Source organism: Streptomyces sp. Rer75, assembly GCF_013414305.1.
Classification (GTDB): domain Bacteria; phylum Actinomycetota; class Actinomycetes; order Streptomycetales; family Streptomycetaceae; genus Streptomyces; species Streptomyces himastatinicus.
In genome coordinates this window covers 9,750,953-9,771,251 of the sequence record NZ_CP058693.1, presented here as the reverse complement: position 1 = coordinate 9,771,251, position 20,299 = coordinate 9,750,953, and the positions used below count along the sequence as shown (strand labels likewise).

The window sequence follows — 20,299 nt, the reverse complement described above, 5'->3', positions numbered from 1 at the left end:
GATGAGTCACCCACCGCCGCAAGATGCGGGCCTGCGATCGTCATGTCTCCTCCGCTTCCAGAGGCCACGTGGCCCCCATGAACGCCTGCTTCACCTCATCGAGGTCGCCAGGCGGCGAGCGTCCAGGGCGGCTGCCACGTCTTCGAGGTCGGGCGTCATTACGCCGCCGGGGCCTCGATCTGGTCGTGCAGCCGGGCGCAGGTCCGGTTGATCAGCCGGGAGACGTGCATCTGGGAGATGCCGAGCTGTTCGGCGATGCGGCCCTGCGTCTCCTCGCGGAAGAAGCGCAGGTAGAGGATGTGCCGCTCGCGTTCGGGCAGGGCACGCAGCCTCGGCTTGAGGGCCTCGCGCTGGATGACCCGGTCGTAGGAGGGCTCCGGTGCGCCGAGGGTGTCGGCCAGGGAGTAGCCGTCCTCGGCGCCCGGCAGTTCGGCGTCCAGGGACAGCGCCGAGAAGCTCTCCATCGCCTCCATCCCCAGCAGGACGTCCTCCTCGCTCATCCCGGTGTGCTCGGCGATGTCCGACACACTCGGGGAACGGTCGTCCGGGGTGCGCGTGAGCTCCTGGGCGGCGGCGCGCACACGGTTGCGCAACTCCTGGACCCGGCGCGGCACGTGCACGCCCCACATGTGGTCCCGGAAGTGGCGCTTGATCTCCCCCACGATGGTCGGCACGGCATAGCTCGCGAACGCGCTGCCGCGGTCCGGCTCATACCGCTTCACGGCCTTGACCAGGCCGAGCATCGCGACCTGCCGCAGATCGTCCGCGGACTCACCGCGGTTGCGGAACTGCCGGGCCAGCCGCTCCGCCATCGGCATCCAGGCCCGTACGACTTCCTGCCGCAGCGCCTCCTTCTCGGGACCCTCGGGCAGAGTGGCAATGCGCCGGAACTCGACGGCGGTGTCGGGAGCGTCATCGTGCGAGTGCTTGCTCCGTGTGCGTACGACAGTCATGCGCCGATCTCCCTGTGAACGTGGGCGGTAGCACCTGGGAGAAATCCGCCTGCCGGGGGCGCTGAACAGAGCACACCCCGAGCAGCCGAGCTGCTCCCGTGGGCGTGCCTCTGTTCCGAAGCACACCATGCGCCTGCCCGGCTCCAGCACCCGCAAACAACCTCATCGTGTGGCCCACGGGTTGACCGGGGGTCCGATCACACGCTGACGCGGTGGCTGCTCGCTGTCTGGCGGCACTCAGTTCGGCGCTCGGGGCGCCACCCGGCGACGAGCGCGCCGGCCAGCAGGAGTTCGGCGATGTCGCCGCCGTAGTACATGATTTCCGCCGCCCCCTGGACTTCGGCGGCAGGGGCCGGGATGTCGACCCAGAACCCGCCGTACATCAGCTGCGACAGCCCTGCGTGGAGGGCGATGGCGCAGCCGAGCCACACCAGGCGCACCGGTACGCCGGGTCGCCTGGCGGCAGGGTCGGGGCCCGCGATGACGTGGGCGAAGAGGCAGCCGGACAGCAGGAAGTGGGCGTGCATCAGCCAGTGCCCGGGGGGCCAGTTCGTGGCGGCGCGGTAGAGCGGGGTGAAGTAGAGCACCAGCAGGCTGCCGGAGGCCAGCAGCAGCGCGGTGGCCGGGTGTGTCAGGAGCCGGGCGGGGCGGCTGTGCAGGGCCGTGGCCAGCCGTCGGCCATGGGCGGCGGGCAGGTTCCGCAGGAGAAGGGTGACGGGGGCGCCGAGGACGAGGGCGAGCGGGGCGTACATGCCGATGAGAAGGTGCTGGGCCATGTGGCCCCGGAAGTCGGTGTGCGCGAAAGGAGCCAAGGGCGGCAGCAGCGCCACGGCCAGCAGGAGGGCCCCGGTCGCGAAGGAGGCCGACCGCCACCGGCTCCAGCCCCGCGCAGGGTTGCGGAGCCTGGCCCGATGGGCCAGCCGAAGAGAGCCGCAGACACACAGGAGTACGAGGGTGGCGGGCAGCGCGGCCTCCAGGACGCCGCCGCCCGCACCGTGGCCGGGGTGCGGGTGGCCGCCGCCCATCAGGCAGGCCGTCCGGGTTGCCGGACGTCCGGGGCTTCGGGGTCGAAGGGGCGCCCGCCCCGCTGAAGGCCGTAGCCACCGACGAGCAGCAGGGCTCCCAGCACGAGGAAGCCGATGTCCCACCACATTTGGTGCGGCCCGCCGTGCACATGGTGGATTCCGAGCAGCTGGTGGTCCAGCACGCCTTCGACGAGGTTGAACAGGCCCCACCCGGCCAGGATCCATCCCCACAGCACACGGGAGGACCACACGCGGCGGCGGTGGCGGGTGACGCGGGAGTAGAGGATCGCCAGGCCCGTCAGGACGGCGAGCCAGCACACGGTGTGGAAGATGCCATCCCAGACCGTGTTCATCTCCAGACCGGAGACGGAGTGCGGGCTGTAGTACTTCACCCCGATGCGGTCGTGGTTCGTGCTGGTGAGCATGTGGTGCCACTGGAGCAGTTGGTGCAGCAGGATGCCGTCGACGAACCCTCCGAGCCCGACCCCCAGGATGATTCCCGGAAGTTGAAGACCGCGGGCCGTCTCCCTCTCCGGTAAGGCCCCGTCAGCAGTCGTCGCCATCAGCTGTCTCCATCCCTCCAGGGGTGAGCGGATCATCCGTCACCGTGCGTTTCCCGTCGCGGTCGCCGGTGTCACGCCGGGGGCGGAAGTTCCCCCTTCCGTGTGCGCGCGGAATCGCGAGGGGCCCGCTCCCCGGCCTGGAAGCCATCGCGATCGACCTCGGGACTACCCGGGATCCGCGTCGGCCGCCACCTGGCGAAGGGTCCGCCGGGTGCGTACGGACCGGGCCCTCGCCGGATCGGGGGTGCTGTGCCGGGAGCCTCGGGTGTCGTCCTTCTTCACCAGCAGCCACGTTTCCCGGTCCGTGCCCCGGCGGATGCGGGTGAGCGCGTACCCGCCATGGAGTTTGTGGCCCTTCAGCCGGAACGAGACATGACCGCGTTCCAGGGCCTCGGCGAACGGGATCTCCTTGCCCCGGCGATCCGTCGACGTACTGCGGTACGTCCCCTCGTCCCACAGGATGACGGTGCCCGCCCCGTACTCCCCTTCGGCGATGGTGCCCTCGAAGTCCGCGTATTCGAGCGGATGGTCTTCGGTGGGCATGGCGAGCCGTTTGTCGTGCGGATTGCCGGAGGGCCCCTTGGGGACGGCCCACGACTTGAGGACGCCGTCCACCTCGAGGCGGAAGTCGAAGTGCGTGGTGGTCGCGTCATGGATCTGAACGACGAAGGAGGGCTTCCGGCCCGGAAGCCTGTCGCGGCTCGCGCCGCCCTTCGGCTCCGCCGACCTCCCGAAGTTCCGCTTGCGCCGATACTCCCCAAGGGCGTCGGTCGTCGTCATGGTTCCCTCCTTCGGACGCACGGCCATCCCCACCGGGGTCAGGTCCGGCCGACCAGCGGCCGGCCCGGAATGCCGGGGCCCTATCGGGCCATCGCGGCCCGAGTACCCGCCACGCCGAGCGTATGCGCATCTGGCCAGTTCGATCCGGTGGCGGCGGGGCCCATTGCGGTGCGGTCAGGCGGTGTTTCCTGCCGGCGTGCCGCTGGTCTTGTGTGCACAGTCGGTGGCGTGGTGGAGCATGCCGCAGGAGTGCTCGGCTTCCTCCGTCAGCCGGGTGGCTTCCGCCAGGAGGATGCCGTAGGGGCGGGAGGGGTCGTTCAAGGCGAGTGAGGAGCTCTGGGCGCGGTCGACCAGCCGCTCACGCTTGTCCTGGACCGTCGTGGCGGCCGCACACAGCTCTTCTGCCTGGCGCGGCAGCCGACCCTCGTCGATCTCGCCGAAGGGGCGGGTGAAGTGGGCAAACGCTTCGAGCAGGTCGGCATAGTCGCGCAGGAAACGGTTGCACTCGTTGCCCTCTTCGTTTTGTGGCCACTGGTGGAGGGTGCGGGTGAGGGAGGCGAGCTGGTGGGTGACGCGTTCCAGCGCGTCGATGACGTCCCGGTACGCGGAGAAGTCCTTGTACCGGCTGTTGCGGGGCAGCAGCCGGCGGGGGTTGTAATGGCGGCTCTCGACCGCGGTGTGCAGCGCCGCGCGAGCCTGGCTGACCAGCCAGGCGATCTCGGCGGCGCGCTGCCGCCACTGCCGGGCCCGCTCTTCGTCGAAGCCGTGCTCGCGCAACGCGGGGTGGATGTCCGCCAGGAGGGCGGACAGGTCCCTCGCAAGGGTGTGGATGCCGGACTCGGCGCTGCGGTAGCGCATCGGCGGCCACAGAAGGAGGTTGACCGCCACGCCGATCGTGCAGCCGATCGCGACCAGGAGGATGATCTGGCCGAGCTGCTCGGCACTCTGGCTCATACCGGCAGACGCCGAATAGGTGGAGAAGGCGAAGAACGCCGCGGTCGCCACCTCGGTCCCCTGGGCTCCCAGATGCCGCCACCGGCCGATTGCCAGAGCCATCAGTGCCACGAGTACGAACGTGATCAGGCCGGGTCCTGCCAGGACGCCCAGACCGGCCTGTACGAAGACCCCGGCGCAGACCGCGGCCAGGTAGCGCAGTGCCTGAAGCATCGACTGGTAGACGGTCACCTGCATGATCAGCACAGCCGAGAACGGCGCGAATGCGGGGGTCTGCGCGGCCACCAGGTCATGTGCCACGTACCACGAAGCGCCCGCCGCCAGGGTGCTCTTGCCGATCATCTCCAGGGCCCGCAGCCTACGTCCCACCACGGACCTGGCCCGCCCCAGCCACTGCCACGCCCACCCGCCGTGCGGCACCGTCGTCCCCTCTCGCGTTGTCCTCCGCCGTGCTCGCCGACCGGTGAACGCCGAGACGCGCGCTGGCAGCAACGAGCGCAGGGAGCAGAGCAGATGAGACCGATGAGCACCACGCCAGCGCCCGGGCGCCGGGCGTCCGTGTGGCGATCAGCGGCCGAGCGCCTTGGCCAGCTGGTGCTTGGTCATGTTCGAGCGGCCCGCGATGCCACGCTGCTTGGCCTCGTTGTACAACTGGTCGCGGGTCGGGCCCTTGGCGCCGCGGTGGGAACGCTCGCCGCCTCGCTGCGGCGCGGACTTCCGGTCCTGCGTCGACGTCTTACTGGCGGACTTCGCCTCTCCCGAGCGAGCGCGTTCCTTATTGACGGTACGGGAGGCGATTTCCTTGGCACGGGCTGTTGACGTACCGCGTTTCTCCGCGCCTTCCTTGATGTGTTCGTACTGCCGTTCCCACTTACGGCTGGCTCCTGTAGGCATTTGTTCGACCTTTCTTTCGGTATCACGCTGATGGTCCGGGCGGTCCGAGTGCCCCTCGATTCCCGCTTATAACCAGCATGCTGCGAGGGCCGCCGGCCGTCCTCCCATGCGGTCCATTCGCGCGTCACTGCTGGGGGTAAATGACACGCGGAGGGGTACTGGGCCGCCGGACATCGTGCCAATACCGAGGGAGAGCCGGTGAGCGTGAAGAACATCTTTGTGATCGGCATGGACGAGGCCAATCTGCCCAGTCTGCGCGAGGTGCCCGATGCGCAGGAGTACCGGTTTCACCCGCTACTCACCGTTGAGGAGTTGCAGGTCGGTGAGGTGTCCGTGGCCGATCTCATGGAGAAGGCGGAGAAGGTTCTGGACGCCTTCGACGGCCGTATCGACGCGATCGTGGGCTACTGGGACTTTCCGGTGAGCACCCTCGTGCCGCTCTTGAGCGAGCGCTACGGCACGCACAGCACGAGCCTGGAATCGGTCGTCAAGTGCGAGCACAAGTACTGGAGTCGGCTGGAGCAGCAGAAGGTCATCGACGAGCATCCCCGTTTCGGCCGGGTCGATCTGGAGGCGCGGGATCCGCGGCCGCCCGAGGGCGTGCGTTTCCCCATGTGGCTCAAGCCCGCCTTGGCGTATTCGTCGGAGCTGGCCTTCGGTGTGAAGGATCAGGAGGAGTTCCGCGCGGCGGTGGCCGAGATTCGCGAGGGCATCAGCCGGGTCGGCCGACCGTTCAACTACATCCTGGACCGGCTGGAGCTCCCGCCGGAGATGGCCGGTGTGGGCGGCGAGGTGTGCTTGGCGGAGGAAGCGCTGTCCGGTATCCAGGTGGCGGTGGAGGGCTACGTCCGAGGCGGTGAGGTCACCGTCTACGGGGCGCTGGACTCCATCGCCTACCCCGACAGCCCGTGCTTCCTGCGCCACCAGTACCCCTCCACACTGCCGGAGCCGGTGGTACAGCGGCTGCACGATGTCTCGAAGCGGGTGATGCGGCAGATCGGCATGGACTCGGCGACGTTCAGCATCGAGTACTTCTACGACCCGCAGACGGACGAGATCAATCTGCTGGAGATCAACCCCCGGCATTCCCAGTCGCACGCCGAGCTGTTCGAGTACGTCGACGGGGTGCCCAATCACCACTGCATGCTCAGCCTCGCGCTGGGCAAGGACCCGAGCCTGCCGAAGCGCGAGGGCCCCTCCAGGATGGCCGCCAAGTGGTATCACCGGTGGTTCGCCGACGGAGTGGCGCGCCACGTGCCCACCGGGGAGGACATCGAGCGCATCGAGCGCGAGATCCCCGAGGTGCGGATCGAGGTGGTGCCGGAGGAGGGCCAGCGGCTCTCGGAGATGGACCAGCAGGACAGCTACAGCTTCGAGCTGGCCCACATCTTCACCGGCGGGGACAGCGAGGACGAGCTGCGGGAGAAGTACGACCGGTGTGTCGCGGCCCTGAACCTCACCTTCGAGGAGACCACACCGGGCGGCCGGGACGAGAAGAACACCTGACCCCGGTAGCGCGATCGACCCGTGTGCCGACCGCGACACCGGGCACCCGTCCGGCGTGCCGCAGCGAAAGGAGTAGCCGGCCGCATGCGTTTCCTGAGCAACCTGCCCTGCGAGACCAAGGAAGAAGACCACGTCACCATCCCCATGGCCGACGGCACCCGCCTGTCGGCACGCATCTGGCGTCCCACGTCCTCGGACGGGGAGCCGGTGCCCGCGGTGCTGGAGTACATCCCCTATCGCAAGCGCGATCTGACGTCGGTGCGCGACTCCATCCACCACCCGTACATCGCCGGTCACGGGTACGCCTGTGTCCGCGTCGACCTGCGCGGCACCGGAGAGTCGGAGGGCGTGCTGCGGGACGAGTACCTGGAGCAGGAGCAGGCCGATGCCGAGGAGATCCTGGCCTGGCTCTCGGAACAGCCCTGGTGTGACGGCACGACCGGCATGATGGGGATCTCCTGGGGCGCGTTCGCCGCCCTCCAGGTCGCCGCCCGGCAGCCGCCGAGCCTGCGGGCCATCGTCATCGCCTCCTTCACCGACGACCGGTACGCCGACGACATGCACTACATGGGCGGTGCGCTGCTGTCGGACAACCTGGCCGAGGCGGGCACCATGTTCGCGTACGCGACCTGCCCGCCCGACCCGGTCGTGGTCGGCGAGCGCTGGCGCGAGATGTGGCACGAGCGGCTGGAGCAGACCCGTCCCTGGGTGCTGGAATGGCTGCGCCACCAGCGCCGCGACGACTACTGGCGCCACGCGTCGGTGTGCGAGGACTACGAGGCCGTACGCTGCCCGGTGCTGGCCTCGAGCGGCTGGGCGGACGGCTACTCCAACGCCGTCACACGGCTGCTGGGCCACCTGGACGTACCGCGCAAGGGGCTGATCGGTCCGTGGTCGCACAAGTTCCCGCACCTGGGCGAGCCCGGCCCGGCCATCGGCTACCTCCAGGAAGTCGTGCGCTGGTGGGACCACTGGCTCAAGGGCGCCGACAACGGTGCCATGGACGGCCCCATGCTGCGCGCGTGGATGCAGGACAGTGTGCCGCCGTCCACGTCGTACGAGGAGCGGCCGGGCCGCTGGGTCGGCGAACCCGACTGGCCCTCCCCGCACGTCGAACCGGCCGCTCACCCGCTCACCCGGCACCGCATCGGCGCCCCCGGTGAGCCTTCGTCGGACGAGGCGGGGCGAGGCGAGGCGCTGACGGTGCAATCGCCCTTGTCCGTCGGGCAGTTCGCCGGAAAGTGGGCTTCGTACAACGCCCCGCCGGACCTGCCGTACGACCAGCGCGAGGAGGACGGGGGCTCGCTGGTGTTCGACACCGACGTCCTCACCGAGCCCGTGGAGATCCTCGGCTCGCCCTCCGTCGAACTGGAGCTGTCGGTGAGCGAACCGGTGGCCATGGTGGCCGCCCGGCTGTCCGACGTGTCCCCCGACGGGCGCGCCACCCGTGTCACCTACGGCCTGCTCAACCTCACCCACCGCGACGGCATCGGCGCCCCCGAACCGCTGGAGCCCGGGCGCCGCTACCGGGCCACGGTGCAGCTCAACGGCGTGGCGCAGGCGTTCCCGCCCGGGCACCGCATCCGGCTGTCGCTGTCCACGTCCTACTGGCCCCTCGCCTGGCCACCGCCGCGGCCGGTCCTGCTGACCGTGTACGAGGGCTCCAGCACCCTCACCCTGCCGCTGCGCGGAACCCATGAGCCCGACGAAGCCCCCCAGCACCCGTTCGGCGAGCCGGAGGGCGCCCCGCCCGTCGCCACCACGCAGCTGCACCCACCGGAGATGCGGTGGGACGTCACACGCGATCTGGTCGGCTACCGGTCCGCGCTGGAGATCGCCAAAGACGCCGGTACGGTGCGCTACGAGGACACCGGGCTCGATGTCCACCGCCGCGCCTACGAGCGCTACTCGGCCGTCGCGGACGACTTCACCTCGGTCAGTGGCGAGTCGGCCTGGACCATGCGCTTCCGGCGCGACGACTGGGACGTCCGCGTCGTCACCCACACCGTGCTGCGCTCCAGCGAAACGGAACTCTTCGTGGACGCCACGCTGGACGGCTACGAAAACGACCGGCGGGTGTTCTCCCGCACCTGGAACGAGACACTCCCCCGCGATCACCTGTAAGCGACCCCGTGGAGGAGAGAATGCCCCCGGGGCGCCCGGTTTCCTTTACCTCTCGGGAGGACATCACATGAGCCACCAGAACCAGGATCATCCAGGAAAGCGGTACCCTCAGCCGGAATTCCCCCAACAGGACCAGCCGCATCCTGGCGCCACGGACGATATGGAGCCGCAGCCCGACCACGGCGAAAGCAGCTACCAGGGCCATGGACTGCTGGAGAACCGTCATTCCGTGATCACCGGCGGGGATTCCGGGATCGGCCGGGCGGTGGCGCTGGCGTTCGCCCGGGAGGGCGCGGACGTCCTTTTCAGCTATCTGCCCGAGGAAGAAGAGGACGCCCAGGAGACGGTGCGTCTGGTCGAAGAGGCCGGGCGGCGGGCGGTTCCGGTGGCGTGCGATATCCGCGACGAAGCCGATTGCAGGGCCCTGGTGGACCGCACGGTCGACGCCTTCGGCTCGATCGACGTCCTCGTCAACAACGCCGCCTTCCAGATGGCGCAGTCGCAGGGGCTGGAAGACATCACCACCGAGCAGTTCGACCGCGTGATGCGCACGAATCTGTACGCCATGTTCTGGCTCTGCAAGATGTCCCTGCCGCACATCCCGGAAGGCGGCAGCATCATCAACACCACATCGGTCCAGGCGTACAAGCCCAGCCCTCACCTGCTGGACTACGCCACGACCAAGGGCGCCATCGTCACGTTCACCCAGGGCCTCGCCGGGAATCTGGCGGAACGCGGCATCCGCGTGAACGCCGTCGCCCCCGGCCCCGTGTGGACACCTCTGATTCCCGCCACCTTGCCCGACACCTCGAAGTTCGGCGAGCAGAGCCCCCTGGGGCGCCCGGCCCAGCCCGCCGAGATGGCGCCCGCGTACGTCTTCCTGGCATCACAGCAGGCCGGCTACGTCACCGCCGAAATCCTCAATGCCACGGGCGGCACGCCCTTGCCCTAGATTCACCCCTGTCACTCCGTCCACTCCGCCCACGGAGCCGGACCCGTGCTTGCCCACGTGGCGAGTTCCTGCCCGTCGATACACAGGATTCCGCACTGCGCGGCGTACTCGACGGCGGGCTCGGTGAACTCGCTGGTCGTGACCACCGCGGCGATCTGAGCGTCGTGGACGGCGAAGCACGTTCCTCCGAAGCGCTGAACGTCCTCGGAGCCGACCTTGTGACTCGGGTCGTACCGCTTGCACTGGATGACCAGGCGCTGCCCGTCGGGGGCGGTGGCGATAACGTCCGCGCCCAGGTCACCCGCGCCGCCGGCCACGCGGATGACCTGGCAACCGTCCCGTTCGCACAGGTCCGCCACCGCCTGCTCGAACTCACCGGGAGCCATCGCCTCGAAGTCGGCCTCCCCGAGAGAATCCTCCTCGGAGGGAGCGGGGGCGACACGGCGGCGGCGGATCATGAGGACGGCGAAAAACGCCAGCAGCCCCATGGCCACGGCGGCGACAGGATGGTCCTCGGCCGCGCCGCCACTGGCTCTTACCGCGACCCCCACCGCGAAGAGAACGATGGCGATCAGCCCGAAGCAGACCGATAGATTCCGCAGGCTGAAGGCGTACTGACGCCCGCTGCGCGGCCGACGGCCGGGAGTGGCCATGGGTGGCAGTCCCCCTCACGTGGTGACATCAAGATCGTCACTGCCGACTGCCCTGGTACGCCGCCTCCACACCCCGTGCGGATCAGCGCTGTCGCAGGCCGCTGTATCCGCCGCGCATGGCGCGTCGGCTGAGGGGAACCCGATAGCCGGGGCCCCACACCATTTCGGCATTCTGACGAGGAGATATCTGCCATGCCTTCCGCCCTGCACCACCTGGACCGGGGACTGCGCCTCATCGGGATGTCCCGGAGGAAGCGCCCGACGGGCACCCCGTCCCGTCTCGGCCGAGGTCCCCACGGAGTGACCGCCATAGCGGTCGTTCGGCAGGTCGTGCGCACAGTTCGCGCACGGTCCGGCTCGACCCGACGGAAGTAGCAACCGGGTCGTGCCGTTGGTCCGGGAAACAGCGTGCACGGCGCACTGAACCGTGACTCCGCATCGACCGGTGCGCGTGGGGTAGCCGTGCGGACGTGCTGAGACTCGTAATGGTGACTGGTCCCGCGCTGGCGGTGGCGCTCGGCGCGGCTCTCGCGTGGCGCGTATCGGCGTGGTGGTGGCTTCTGGTCGTGGTGGCCGCGGCCATGACGACCGTGGCGGTACGGGACGTGGCGCAGCGCGAGCACTCCGTCCTGCGCAACTATCCGCTGCTCGGACACCTGCGGTACCTGCTGGAGGCGATACGTCCGGAGCTCCAGCAGTACTTCATCGAGCGGAACTACGACGGCCGCCCGTACGACCGTGATGTGCGCAGCATCGTGTACGAGCGGGCGAAGGGCGTGGACGCCGAGGAGCCGTTCGGAACGGAGCGGGACGTGGGCGCCGCGGGGTACGAATTCCTGGTGCCGTCGCTGGTGCCCAAGGCCACGCCGGACCAGCCGCCCACCGTCCGGGTCGGCGGGCCGGACTGTGCCAAGCCCTACGACATGGCGCTGTTGAACATCTCCGCCATGAGCTTCGGTTCACTGTCCACCAACGCGATCCTCGCTCTCAATCGCGGTGCGGCCCAGGGCGGCTTCGCGCAGGACACGGGTGAGGGTGGTCTTTCGGAATACCATCTGCGCCACGGCGGCGATCTGATCTGGGAGATCGGCACCGGGTATTTCGGGTGCCGGACGGACGACGGCGACTTCGAGGCGGCCACGTTCGCCGAGAAGGCGGCCCATGACCAGGTGAAGTGTGTCTCCCTCAAGCTGTCGCAGGGCGCGAAGCCGGGCATGGGCGGGGTGCTGCCGGGCAGCAAGGTCAACGCGGAGATCGCGAAGGTGCGCGGCGTGCCCCAGGGGCGGACCGTGGTGTCGCCTCCGTACCACCGGGTGTTCTCCACGCCCCGCGAGCTGGTGTTGTTCATCGGCCGGATGCGGGAGCTGTCGGGCGGCAAGCCCACCGGCTTCAAGCTGTGCCTCACGTCCCGTCGGCAGTTCCTGTCCGTCTGCACGGCGATGCTGAGCGAGGGCGTCACCCCGGACTTCATCGTGGTGGACGGGGCGGAAGGGGGCACCGGCGCGGCTCCGCTGGAATTCGCCGACCATGTGGGAACGCCGCTGACCGAGGGCCTGATCACGGTGCACAACGCGCTGGTCGGCACGGGGCTGCGGGACCGGATCAGGATCGGCGCCAGCGGCAAGGTCGCCACCGGGAGCGACATGGTCAAGCGGATGGTGCAGGGGGCCGATTACACCAACGCGGCGCGGGCGATGATGTTCGCCACCGGGTGCATCCAGGCCCAGCGCTGCCACACCAACACCTGCCCCGTCGGGGTGGCCACGCAGGACCCCCGGCGGGCGCGCGCCCTGGATGTGGGTGACAAGTCGGCGCGTGTGGAGAGGTTCCAGCGGGCCACGGTCCACGGCGCTCTCCAGATCATGGCGTCCATGGGCGTCCATGACCCCGCCGAGCTGCGTCCGCACATGCTGCGGACGCGGGTCGACCCCTTCACCGTCCGCTCCCACGCGGAGCTGTACGAATGGCTGGGCCCCGGGCAACTGCTCGCCGATCCCCCGGCGACGTGGGCCGAGGACTGGGCCGCCGCCGACCCCGGCCGTTTCACGGTCTGATCCGCGGCCGTCTCAAGGCGGGCCGGGGATGGGGTGATGGCATCTCTCACTCACCCGATTGCGGCTCCGTCGTGGACCAGCCGGTCAGGGCGCCGCGCAGTGCGGCCACCAGGCGTGTGGCTGCCTCCTCCTCGGTTCGTCCGCTCTTGATGAGGTCGAGGATGTCGCGTGGGTCGAACAACGCGTTCCACAGGTACAGGGCTTCGTCCCCGAGGTCTCCGAGGCCGAGTTCCTCGGTGGTCTGCCGCAGTGGTTCGGCGAGCGCCTCGGCCTGCGGGGCGAGGTAGCCGGTCCCTTCGCGTAGCCGCTCGAGGTAGCCGCGGTGCGAACGCATCTGCGCCATCGCGCCGCCGTGTTCGAGGACGAGGGAAACCCAGCAGCGCGATACCGCCTCGAGCCTCGCCATACCCCGCGTGGTCTGCTGTGCGCTGAAGTCACGCAGTTCGGAGCCCACTTCGGCGCGGAAGGTGTGCAGGATCTCCTCGACGGAGGAGAAGTGCCGGTAGGCCGTCGCGGTGGACACCTCGGCGTGCTTGGCGATCTCGGCCAGACTGACCGGCGTCGGCGAGTTCTCGAACAGTCGTGCGGCAGCCTTGATGAGGTACCTGCGGTTGCGTTCGGTGTCACTGCGCATGGGTCGAGCCCCCGTTAGCTGCGAGACGGCGTTCACCGAAGTGCCGCGAGGCCACGCGCCAGCCGGTGGACGCCCTCGGTGATGGCTTGCGGGCCGGCGGCGTACGACAGCCGAAGGTGCCCCTCGCCCCGGGCTCCGAACTCGCTTCCGGGCCGGACGGCGACGCCGTGCGTGCGCAGCGCCGCGACGACCTCCACGGAGGGCACGTCGAGGTCGTAGCGCGGGAATTGGTAGAAGGCTCCTTCCGGTGCGCTGAGGGTGAGGCCGGGGATCGCGGCCAGTTCCGTGCGCATGGTCTCGCCGCGCCGCTCGTACGCGGCGCGCATGCGGGCGATGTCTTCGTCGCAGCGCTGTACCGCGGCGAGGGCGGCGTCCTGGATGAAGGTGTTCACGGAGCCGTTGAAGGTGTTGTGGATGCGGGCGGACGCCTGGATGAGCGGCGCCGGTCCCCAGAGGTAGCCGACGCGCCAGCCGGTCATCGCGTAACTCTTGGAGAAGGTCTGGCAGTAGACGGTGCGGTCGCGCAGGCCGTCGATCGAGATCGTCGAGGTGAAGGGCCTGCCGGTGTAGTCGAGGTCGGAGTACGCCTCGTCGGAGATGACGATCGTGGAGGTGCCGTCGAGCAACTGGGCGAGCGCGTCGAGTTCGTCGCGGCTGTGCACGATGCCGGTCGGGTTGCTGGGGTTGCAGAAGACGAAGAGCTTGGCGTCCGTGAGGGCGTCGGCAAGCCGGTCGAGGTCCCAGTGCAGGTCCGGCGCGAGGGGGACGGGTACGACCGTGCCTCCGGCCATGCTGACCAGGTCCGCGTAGAGGGAGTAGGTGGGGTCGGGGATGACCACCTTGTCGCCGGGGTCGACGATGCCGAGGATCGAGGCGGCGAGCCCGGCCGTTCCGCCCTGGGTGATCAGGATGTCGGAGGCGGAGACCGGTGCCCCGGCGATACCGGTGAGCTTTTCGGCGAGCGCTTCGCGCAAGGCGGGTTCGCCGAGCAGCGGTGAGTAGTGGGTGCGTCCGGCGCGCAGCGAGGCGTGGGCCGCCTCGGTCACCGAGTGGGGTGTGTCGAAGTCGGGTTCGCCCATGGCGAGGGAGACGAGGTCGCCCCGCGACTGCGGTTGCTGCGTCCGGCGGGAGGCGGCGGCGATCCGGGCGACGGCCTCCGCGGTGGCGAACAGGGGCGGCTGCGTGGTGATGGTGGGCGGCATGCGCTCCTCCTGGTGGCGGGTCGGTCAGGCCTGCGGTGCGGCGTCGGCGGGTGCGCCCGCCCAACGGCTGATCTCGAGGTCGGCGGAGGTGTCGCGCTGGCGCGTGGGGGCGACGACGATCTCCTGGAGGACGACGCGCTGGGGAAGGGTGACGGCGAGGCGGATGGCCTCGGCCACGTCCTCGGGCTGCACCATGCCGGCGCGTTCGTCCGGCGCCGGGGGCCGGGCACGGTTGTCGAGGATGGGGGTGTCCGCCTCCCCGGGCAGCACGGTGATCGCCCGCAGCCCCTGGTTGCGGAAGGTGTTGTGCAGGAACGTCATGAAGTTGCGAACCCCGGCCTTGGCCGCGCCGTAGGCGGCGCCGCCGAGCAGGTTGGGGTTGACGGCGGCGAGCGAGGAAACGGTGACGATGGTCCCGGTGCCGCGGCCGAGCATGTCGGGCAGCACGGCCTGCGTGAGCTGGAAGACCGCCGTGAGGTTCACGTCGAGGACCTGGCGCCACTCGTCGTGCGGGAGCCATTGCGGGTTGAGCACCGACGAGGCGCTGCCCGCGTTGTTGACGAGGACGTCGACCGGCCCGAGTTCGGAGCGGACACGGTCGAGGACTCGTGTGACGTCGTCCGCGCGGGTGACGTCCGCGGCGATGGCGAGGGCGGTCCCGCCCTCGGCGCGGATCGTGGCCGCGACGTCGTCGAGTGCCTCCTGCCTGCGACCGAGGAGCACTACGGCGGTGCCGTCCCGGGCCAGCAGCCGTGCGGTCTCGCGTCCCATCCCGCTGCCCGCTCCCGTGATGAGCGCGGTCCTGCCGGCCGACGTCGTCACCGTTCGTCCTCCATGACTGACTCCATGACTGATATGAGATGAACTTTTTAAATGAGAATACATTCTCATGTAGTCCGGGACAAGGGTGCCGTGAAGCCGAGAGCACCGAACGCCTCCGTGGCCGCGTGTTCCAGTGCGCGCACCTCCGCCTCGCGCCGCGCGAACCGGCGCAGCGAACTCTCGCGGTCGGTCCAGCGGAACCGCAGCTCCCGCCCCGGAGCGGCCTGCCCGAGCAAGGGCAGGGACGCCCGCGAGGCGACACCGACGATCGGGTAGCCCGCGGTCAGGCTCCGGTAGCGGCCGAGCACGATCAGCTCGTCCGCGTGCGGGATCTGTAGGGCGCCGACGGGCACCCCGTGCGACACGATCTCGGTGTCGGTGTCCGGGTGGAGCACCGGCCCGTCGAGCCGCAGCCCGACGTGGTCGGAGCGGTTGGTGACGACGTAGGTCGCCTCTTCGATCACCTCACGGATGCCGGCGATCGCCTGGATCCCATGGCTCGGGACGACATCGATGTCCCAGGGCCCGTCGTCGAAGCGCGGGACCGGAACCGGAAGCCGGAACAACGGCGCTTCGAACAGCCGACGGCTGAACCCCCGGAATTCCGTGTCCAGGAGGACACACGAGCCCCGGACGACGAGCTGCCCGAACCCCATTCGGGCGTCCGGGGCGGCGCTGCCCAGCAGAGTCTCCGCGGTCAGCGCGCCGTTCACGGCCAGATAGGTACGGGCCCCTCGGCTCACGTCCCCGTGGACTCGTACCTCGTGGCCCGCCGGTACCACCAGCGGAGACCAGCTCTCGACGGGCCCGCCGCCCACGGTGACGTGGGCAGGGGCGCCGGTCACGGCGAGCAGGACGTCGGCGTCGGGTACGAGCGCCAGTTCGCCGCCGAGGTTCTCGATCAGGGTCGCACCGCGGGGGTTGCCCACGAGGAGGTTCGCGACGGCCGCCGAGTGCTGGTCGGCCGCGCCGCCTGTGGGGACACCGCGCCGCTCCGTGTCGCGACGGCCGAGGTCCTGGAACGTCGTGATCCAGCCGGTGCTGGTGATCTCGAGCGCCACGGCCTTCATACGGACTCCCCCACCGGCAACAGGAAGCCGGTCCCCAGGACGGCGGCCTCGTCCCGTGTGACGGGGACGAAGCGCACGATGTCGCCGGTGCCGAACGAGACGGGGTCCGGTCGGGAGATGTCGACGATGGTGCGCGGGGTGCGCCCGACCACGCGCCAGCCCGTCGGGCCGGGGAACGGCTGGATGATCGCGTTGGTACCGGCGATCATGATCGCCCCGGGGGCGACGTCGGTCCGGGGCTCGGCTCGCCGGCGCACCGGCCTGGGCACCTTGAGTCCGTCCATCATCGGGGCCATCGCCGCGCCGAGGAGGGAGATCGTGAAGCTGGACTCCGCGATCGCCTCGACGACCTCGGCGGGGGCCAGGCCCATGTCGTCGGCGACGGACGCCAGATCGGGGCCGGTCTCGTCATCGAAGACGACGGGAATGGCGAACTGCCGGACCGCCCGCAGGTGGTCCGGACCGTCCGACGGTGCCGGGGCCCACGCCGCCAGCAGTCGGGCCGCGTACTCCACGTGCTGGAGCGCGGTCTGCAACGGGTCGAACTCGATGAGCAGGGATTCGAGACCTGAGACGACGTCCAGCACGCCGTGGGGGCGGTGGGCCAGGAACCGGTCGCGGAAGGCGACGATCCCGGACTTGCGGATGGCCTGGTCGGCATGGGGGATGGTTACCATCACCGCCGAGTCCCCGAAGGGCTCGACGGTGATGGCACCGTACTGTGCTGTGGTCATCGCCTGGTGGGCTCGCCCTCAGCGGGCGAGCGCGACCTCCGCCTTCTCCGCCAGGACGTCCCGCAGACCGGCGACGCGGATGTCCGCCGCGCCGAGCGCCTTCCGCAGCGCGGTGCCGTTCTCGAGGACGGAAGGGTGGTCACCGTGCAGGAGCAGGACGTCGGCGTCGTGTCCGAGCGGAACCACGTTGCCATTGACCGAGCGTATGGTGCCCTCCTGCACGACCTGGACCGAGCGCCGGCCGATGAGCTCGGGGTCGTAGATCAAGCCGCCTTCGTGGGAGCGGGAGACGGGCATGCCGTCGTCGCCGTATCCCCGGTCGGCCAGGAACACGTAGCCGACCTCGAGTCCGCGCTTGCGCGATTCCTCGGCGAGCAGACCGCGCTGACAGATGACGACGTAGTCGGTGTTGTACGCGGCGATCGCGTCCGTGATGGCCCGCGCGTGCTTGGCGTCGGTCTGCGCGATCGAGCCCATCCGGCCGTGCGGGGCCACATGGCTGATCGTGCCACCGTGCGCCCTCGCGAAGGCGTCGAGTGCGCCGAGCTGGTAGAGGACGTCGGTGCGGATCTCTTCCTCGGTCGCCTCGATGAGCCGGCGGCCGAAGCCGACGAGGTCGGGGTATCCGGGGTGGGCGCCGAGCTCGATGCCGCGCTCGACGCAGTCGGCGACGGTCCGGTCCATGATGCGCGGGTCGCCGGCGTGGAAGCCGCAGGCGATGTTCGACGAGGTCACGAGGCCGAGCAGAGCGCCGTCGTCGCCGATCGTGTAGTTGCCGAAGCTCTCACCGAGGTCGGCGACAACGGCTACGGAGTTGATTCCCATGGTGTCTCCCGGGTGTTTCAGCTGGATGCGAGGGGCTGGCCCTTGGTCTCTCGCAGGAAGGCGACGGTGACCAGGGTGATCAGGGCGGTGATGATGGAGGCGAAAGCCGGGATCAGGTTGGAGCCGGTCGACTCGATCAGCTCGGTCATCAGGAGCGGGGCACTGCCCCCGAAGATGATCGTGGAGATGCTGAATCCGATGCTGTAGGCGGAGTAGCGCACGGTGGTCGGGAACATCTCGGCGAGGACGGTGTGGACCACGGCGGCGTGGCCCGAGAAGGCGATCGCGAGAACGATGGTGCCGATGCAGGCCAGGCCGAACTCTCCCGTGGTGATGAGCCGGAACATCGGGTACGAGACGAGGGCCATCGCGAGGGCGGAGAAGGCGAGGACGGGTTTGCGGCCGATCCGGTCCGAGAGGCGTGCCATGAGCGGGATACAGATCGCGATGGCGACGAGGCTGAACGCCGTGACCGTGAGCGCCCGCAGCATCGAGAAGTTGTGTGCGCCGAGCGAGGTCTTCAAGTAGGTGGGCATGTAGACGAACAGCAGGTAGTAGCCGGGGCCGTTGAGCGCGGGGAGGAAGATCGTGAGTGCGATCGCCTTCAGATGGCGCGGGGAGGTCAGAGCGGCCCTCAGCGGGTTGCGCACGACGGTGTTCTGCTCGCGCAGCACTTTGAAGTGCGGGGTCTCCTCCAGTCGGCTGCGGATGTAGAAGCCGACGTAACCGAGCGGGACGGCGAGGAGGAACGGCACCCGCCAGGCCCAGGAGGTCATGGTGTCCTCGCCGAGCGCCGTGATGAGGATGGCGGAGAAGACGCTGCCGAACATCAGGGCGACGAACGAGCCGACGGCGATGAAGCTCATCATGTAGTTGCGGCGTGCGTCCGGGGCGTACTCGCCGACGAAGGACATGGCGCCGGCCACTTCCCCGCCCGCCGAGAAGCCCTGGAGCACCCGGAGGAGGACCAGAAGGACAGGTGCGGCGACACCGATGACGGCGGAGGACGGGATGAGACCGATGGCCGCGGTCGCGGCGGAGATCAGCACCAGGAGGGCGGCCAGGAGGCTCTTCCGCCCGATCTTGTCCCCGAGGTATCCGCAGATGACGCTGCCGAACGGGCGGGCGATGAAGCTGACCAGGAAGCCCACGTTGGTGAGAAAGAGATTTCCGGCGTCGGCCTCCCCCATGATGTTGATCGCGAGATAGGTGACGAGCAGGCCATAAATGCCGTAGTCGTACCACTCGACGAAGGAGCCGATCGCGCCGGCGACGGTGGCCTTGCGGACGACCTTGTCGTTGGCGGAGGCGACATCGACCGCGGTCGCGCCGGACTGTTCCGACGCTGCCCCGTGACGATCCGATGTTCTGTCAAGCCGGTCTGACGTTGTCATTCGCGTTCACTTTCGGTGTCGCGGACTCCGGAACGGCGTCCTGAGAATCATGGGCTGAACGTGATCACCGTCGGCAGTCGCCGTTGTGTGGCTTCGGTGCTGTTCAGGAATCCGCCCGTACAGGGCCTGGGGGCTCGATGCCGGAGGGAACGTCACGGTGCAGGGCCGCAGAGCAGCGCCGACATCAAAGTTGCGACTTGAATCGCGAATGAGAATAGATTCGCATTCTGAGAGCGGTCAAGGGTTCGCATTGCCCCGGCGTTCACCTTGCGCTTCGATCGCGCTTCCCTACCGGATCGCCAGGGTTCCCCCGCCACCACCCGGCCGGCCTTGACTGCCGGAGGGGCCCCTCACGAGCCCCATCCGGCCACATCACCCCTTGTCCTGCGACACGGATGGATGCACACTGTCTCTCGCAAAACGCGAAAGCTTTCGCATTTTCTAGGTGGGACGGGATGGATCCCATGGCCCCCACCACCCGAAGGAGCCCGCGATGACTCAGGACAACGTGCGCGTGAACACCGCGTGGGAACGCGTCGACGGGCATGTGCTCGATCAGTTCCGCACGCACTCCGTGGCCAACCTCGGCGACGCCCTCGACCGGCTCAACATCGTCGACGGGGGCATCACCCCCATCTGGAACGGGGCCAAGGCCGTTGGCACAGCGCTCCCGGTCCTCACCGTCGCGGGCGACAACAAGGCTGTGATCGCAGCGCTCGAGCACATCCGCCCCGGTGACATCCTCGTCATCAACGCCTTCGGCTACGACGGCCGCGCCATCATCGGCGACAACCTCGCCCAGCGGTTCGCCGCGTACGGTGCCGCGGGCGCGATCATCGACGGATACGTCCGCGACGCCGCAATCATCGAAGAGCTCGGCATCCCGATCTTCGCCCGCGGGCTCACTCCCGCCGGTCCGTTCAAGAACGGACCGGGCACGATCGGCGAACCGGTCGCCATCGGCGGCGTCGTGGTGAACCCCGGCGACATCATCGCTGCCGACGGGGACGGCGTCATCGTCATTCCGCCACACCGCGCCGACGAAGCGCTCACGTCGGTCCGTGAGATCGTCGCCCGCGAAGCGGCGCTGGACGCCGAGGTCGAAGCCCTGCGGAGCAGGATCGCCTGATACCGGCATGCGAGGCCGTGATGCGTAACGC

At 69.3% G+C, this 20,299-nt stretch carries 19 protein-coding genes; 5 read left to right on the top strand and 14 right to left on the bottom strand.

What is annotated here, in order from left to right:
• Positions 1-158: 158 nt before the first annotated feature.
• From HYQ63_RS41200 to HYQ63_RS41175, 6 genes are all read right to left on the bottom strand, one after another.
• Complete coding sequence (locus HYQ63_RS41200; protein WP_179939149.1) at positions 159-953, bottom strand: SigB/SigF/SigG family RNA polymerase sigma factor; 795 nt, start codon at positions 951-953, stop codon at positions 159-161.
• Positions 954-1,150: 197 nt separating this feature from the next.
• Positions 1,151-1,978 carry a cytochrome c oxidase assembly protein gene (locus HYQ63_RS41195; protein WP_179939148.1) on the bottom strand — a complete coding sequence of 276 codons (828 nt, stop codon included), beginning with the start codon at positions 1,976-1,978 and terminating at the stop codon, positions 1,151-1,153.
• Positions 1,978-2,541, bottom strand: a complete 564-nt coding sequence (locus tag HYQ63_RS41190; RefSeq protein ID WP_179939147.1) for a DUF2243 domain-containing protein — start codon at positions 2,539-2,541, stop codon at positions 1,978-1,980. Before HYQ63_RS41190 ends, HYQ63_RS41195 begins: the two co-directional genes overlap by 1 nt.
• A gap of 165 nt (positions 2,542-2,706) precedes the next feature.
• Positions 2,707-3,321 carry a DNA polymerase ligase N-terminal domain-containing protein gene (locus tag HYQ63_RS41185; RefSeq protein WP_179939146.1) on the bottom strand — a complete coding sequence of 205 codons (615 nt, stop codon included), beginning with the start codon at positions 3,319-3,321 and terminating at the stop codon, positions 2,707-2,709.
• A gap of 174 nt (positions 3,322-3,495) precedes the next feature.
• Positions 3,496-4,695: an aromatic acid exporter family protein gene (locus HYQ63_RS41180; protein ID WP_179939145.1), complete on the bottom strand. Its 1,200-nt coding sequence runs from the start codon at positions 4,693-4,695 to the stop codon at positions 3,496-3,498.
• Positions 4,696-4,842: 147 nt separating this feature from the next.
• Positions 4,843-5,169: a plasmid stabilization protein gene (locus HYQ63_RS41175; RefSeq protein ID WP_179939144.1), complete on the bottom strand. Its 327-nt coding sequence runs from the start codon at positions 5,167-5,169 to the stop codon at positions 4,843-4,845.
• 228 nt (positions 5,170-5,397) lie between these two features.
• Here HYQ63_RS41175 and HYQ63_RS41170 point away from each other — a divergent pair, with 228 nt between their 5' ends.
• The 3 genes from HYQ63_RS41170 to HYQ63_RS41160 all read left to right on the top strand — a co-directional run bounded on the left by HYQ63_RS41170 (position 5,398) and on the right by HYQ63_RS41160 (position 9,751).
• Entirely contained in the window at positions 5,398-6,675 is a 1,278-nt protein-coding gene (locus HYQ63_RS41170; protein WP_179941063.1) for an acetyl-CoA carboxylase biotin carboxylase subunit family protein, read from the top strand.
• An 84-nt stretch (positions 6,676-6,759) separates the two neighbouring features.
• Complete coding sequence (locus tag HYQ63_RS41165) at positions 6,760-8,799, top strand: CocE/NonD family hydrolase (RefSeq protein ID WP_179939143.1); 2,040 nt, start codon at positions 6,760-6,762, stop codon at positions 8,797-8,799.
• A gap of 67 nt (positions 8,800-8,866) precedes the next feature.
• Complete coding sequence (locus tag HYQ63_RS41160) at positions 8,867-9,751, top strand: SDR family oxidoreductase (RefSeq protein ID WP_179939142.1); 885 nt, start codon at positions 8,867-8,869, stop codon at positions 9,749-9,751.
• 11 nt (positions 9,752-9,762) lie between these two features.
• Here the strand turns inward: HYQ63_RS41160 and HYQ63_RS41155 are convergent, their stop codons facing one another.
• Positions 9,763-10,404, bottom strand: coding sequence for a restriction endonuclease (locus HYQ63_RS41155; RefSeq protein WP_179939141.1), 642 nt, complete (start codon positions 10,402-10,404; stop codon positions 9,763-9,765).
• A gap of 485 nt (positions 10,405-10,889) precedes the next feature.
• On the opposite strand from HYQ63_RS41155, the gene HYQ63_RS41150 reads away from it, so the two are divergent.
• Positions 10,890-12,458: an FMN-binding glutamate synthase family protein gene (locus tag HYQ63_RS41150; RefSeq protein WP_373689241.1), complete on the top strand. Its 1,569-nt coding sequence runs from the start codon at positions 10,890-10,892 to the stop codon at positions 12,456-12,458.
• Between the two features lie 46 nt (positions 12,459-12,504).
• Here the strand turns inward: HYQ63_RS41150 and HYQ63_RS41145 are convergent, their stop codons facing one another.
• The 7 genes from HYQ63_RS41145 to HYQ63_RS41115 form a co-directional block, all read right to left on the bottom strand.
• Complete coding sequence (locus tag HYQ63_RS41145) at positions 12,505-13,092, bottom strand: TetR/AcrR family transcriptional regulator (RefSeq protein WP_179939139.1); 588 nt, start codon at positions 13,090-13,092, stop codon at positions 12,505-12,507.
• A gap of 32 nt (positions 13,093-13,124) precedes the next feature.
• Positions 13,125-14,294, bottom strand: a complete 1,170-nt coding sequence (locus HYQ63_RS41140; RefSeq protein ID WP_179939138.1) for a pyridoxal phosphate-dependent aminotransferase — start codon at positions 14,292-14,294, stop codon at positions 13,125-13,127.
• Positions 14,295-14,318: 24 nt separating this feature from the next.
• Entirely contained in the window at positions 14,319-15,116 is a 798-nt protein-coding gene (locus HYQ63_RS41135) for an SDR family oxidoreductase (RefSeq protein ID WP_179939137.1), read from the bottom strand.
• Positions 15,117-15,181: 65 nt separating this feature from the next.
• Positions 15,182-16,186 carry a biotin-dependent carboxyltransferase family protein gene (locus HYQ63_RS41130; protein WP_179939136.1) on the bottom strand — a complete coding sequence of 335 codons (1,005 nt, stop codon included), beginning with the start codon at positions 16,184-16,186 and terminating at the stop codon, positions 15,182-15,184.
• Entirely contained in the window at positions 16,183-16,920 is a 738-nt protein-coding gene (locus HYQ63_RS41125) for an allophanate hydrolase subunit 1 (protein ID WP_179939135.1), read from the bottom strand. Before HYQ63_RS41125 ends, HYQ63_RS41130 begins: the two co-directional genes overlap by 4 nt.
• Positions 16,921-16,938: 18 nt before the next feature.
• On the bottom strand, positions 16,939-17,745 hold the full coding sequence (locus HYQ63_RS41120; RefSeq protein ID WP_179939134.1) for a 5-oxoprolinase subunit PxpA: 807 nt from the start codon (positions 17,743-17,745) through the stop codon (positions 16,939-16,941).
• Between the two features lie 17 nt (positions 17,746-17,762).
• Positions 17,763-19,139 carry an MFS transporter gene (locus tag HYQ63_RS41115; protein ID WP_179939133.1) on the bottom strand — a complete coding sequence of 459 codons (1,377 nt, stop codon included), beginning with the start codon at positions 19,137-19,139 and terminating at the stop codon, positions 17,763-17,765.
• 493 nt (positions 19,140-19,632) lie between these two features.
• Between HYQ63_RS41115 and HYQ63_RS41110 the strand changes: the two genes are divergently transcribed.
• On the top strand, positions 19,633-20,268 hold the full coding sequence (locus HYQ63_RS41110; protein WP_179939132.1) for an RraA family protein: 636 nt from the start codon (positions 19,633-19,635) through the stop codon (positions 20,266-20,268).
• Positions 20,269-20,299: the final 31 nt, after the last annotated feature.

Bases quoted from the DNA above. Each gene is read 5' to 3' on its own strand.
- HYQ63_RS41200 (WP_179939149.1), bottom strand. From the start codon at position 953: ATGACTGTCGTACGCACACGGAGCAAGCACTCGCACGATGACGCTCCC.
- HYQ63_RS41195 (WP_179939148.1), bottom strand. From the start codon at position 1,978: ATGGGCGGCGGCCACCCGCACCCCGGCCACGGTGCGGGCGGCGGCGTC.
- HYQ63_RS41190 (WP_179939147.1), bottom strand. From the start codon at position 2,541: ATGGCGACGACTGCTGACGGGGCCTTACCGGAGAGGGAGACGGCCCGC.
- HYQ63_RS41185 (WP_179939146.1), bottom strand. From the start codon at position 3,321: ATGACGACGACCGACGCCCTTGGGGAGTATCGGCGCAAGCGGAACTTC.
- HYQ63_RS41175 (WP_179939144.1), bottom strand. From the start codon at position 5,169: ATGCCTACAGGAGCCAGCCGTAAGTGGGAACGGCAGTACGAACACATC.
- HYQ63_RS41170 (WP_179941063.1), top strand. From the start codon at position 5,398: ATGGACGAGGCCAATCTGCCCAGTCTGCGCGAGGTGCCCGATGCGCAG.
- HYQ63_RS41165 (WP_179939143.1), top strand. From the start codon at position 6,760: ATGCGTTTCCTGAGCAACCTGCCCTGCGAGACCAAGGAAGAAGACCAC.
- HYQ63_RS41160 (WP_179939142.1), top strand. From the start codon at position 8,867: ATGAGCCACCAGAACCAGGATCATCCAGGAAAGCGGTACCCTCAGCCG.
- HYQ63_RS41155 (WP_179939141.1), bottom strand. From the start codon at position 10,404: ATGGCCACTCCCGGCCGTCGGCCGCGCAGCGGGCGTCAGTACGCCTTC.
- HYQ63_RS41150 (WP_373689241.1), top strand. From the start codon at position 10,890: ATGGTGACTGGTCCCGCGCTGGCGGTGGCGCTCGGCGCGGCTCTCGCG.
- HYQ63_RS41145 (WP_179939139.1), bottom strand. From the start codon at position 13,092: ATGCGCAGTGACACCGAACGCAACCGCAGGTACCTCATCAAGGCTGCC.
- HYQ63_RS41140 (WP_179939138.1), bottom strand. From the start codon at position 14,294: ATGCCGCCCACCATCACCACGCAGCCGCCCCTGTTCGCCACCGCGGAG.
- HYQ63_RS41130 (WP_179939136.1), bottom strand. From the start codon at position 16,186: ATGAAGGCCGTGGCGCTCGAGATCACCAGCACCGGCTGGATCACGACG.
- HYQ63_RS41125 (WP_179939135.1), bottom strand. From the start codon at position 16,920: ATGACCACAGCACAGTACGGTGCCATCACCGTCGAGCCCTTCGGGGAC.
- HYQ63_RS41120 (WP_179939134.1), bottom strand. From the start codon at position 17,745: ATGGGAATCAACTCCGTAGCCGTTGTCGCCGACCTCGGTGAGAGCTTC.
- HYQ63_RS41115 (WP_179939133.1), bottom strand. From the start codon at position 19,139: ATGACAACGTCAGACCGGCTTGACAGAACATCGGATCGTCACGGGGCA.
- HYQ63_RS41110 (WP_179939132.1), top strand. From the start codon at position 19,633: ATGACTCAGGACAACGTGCGCGTGAACACCGCGTGGGAACGCGTCGAC.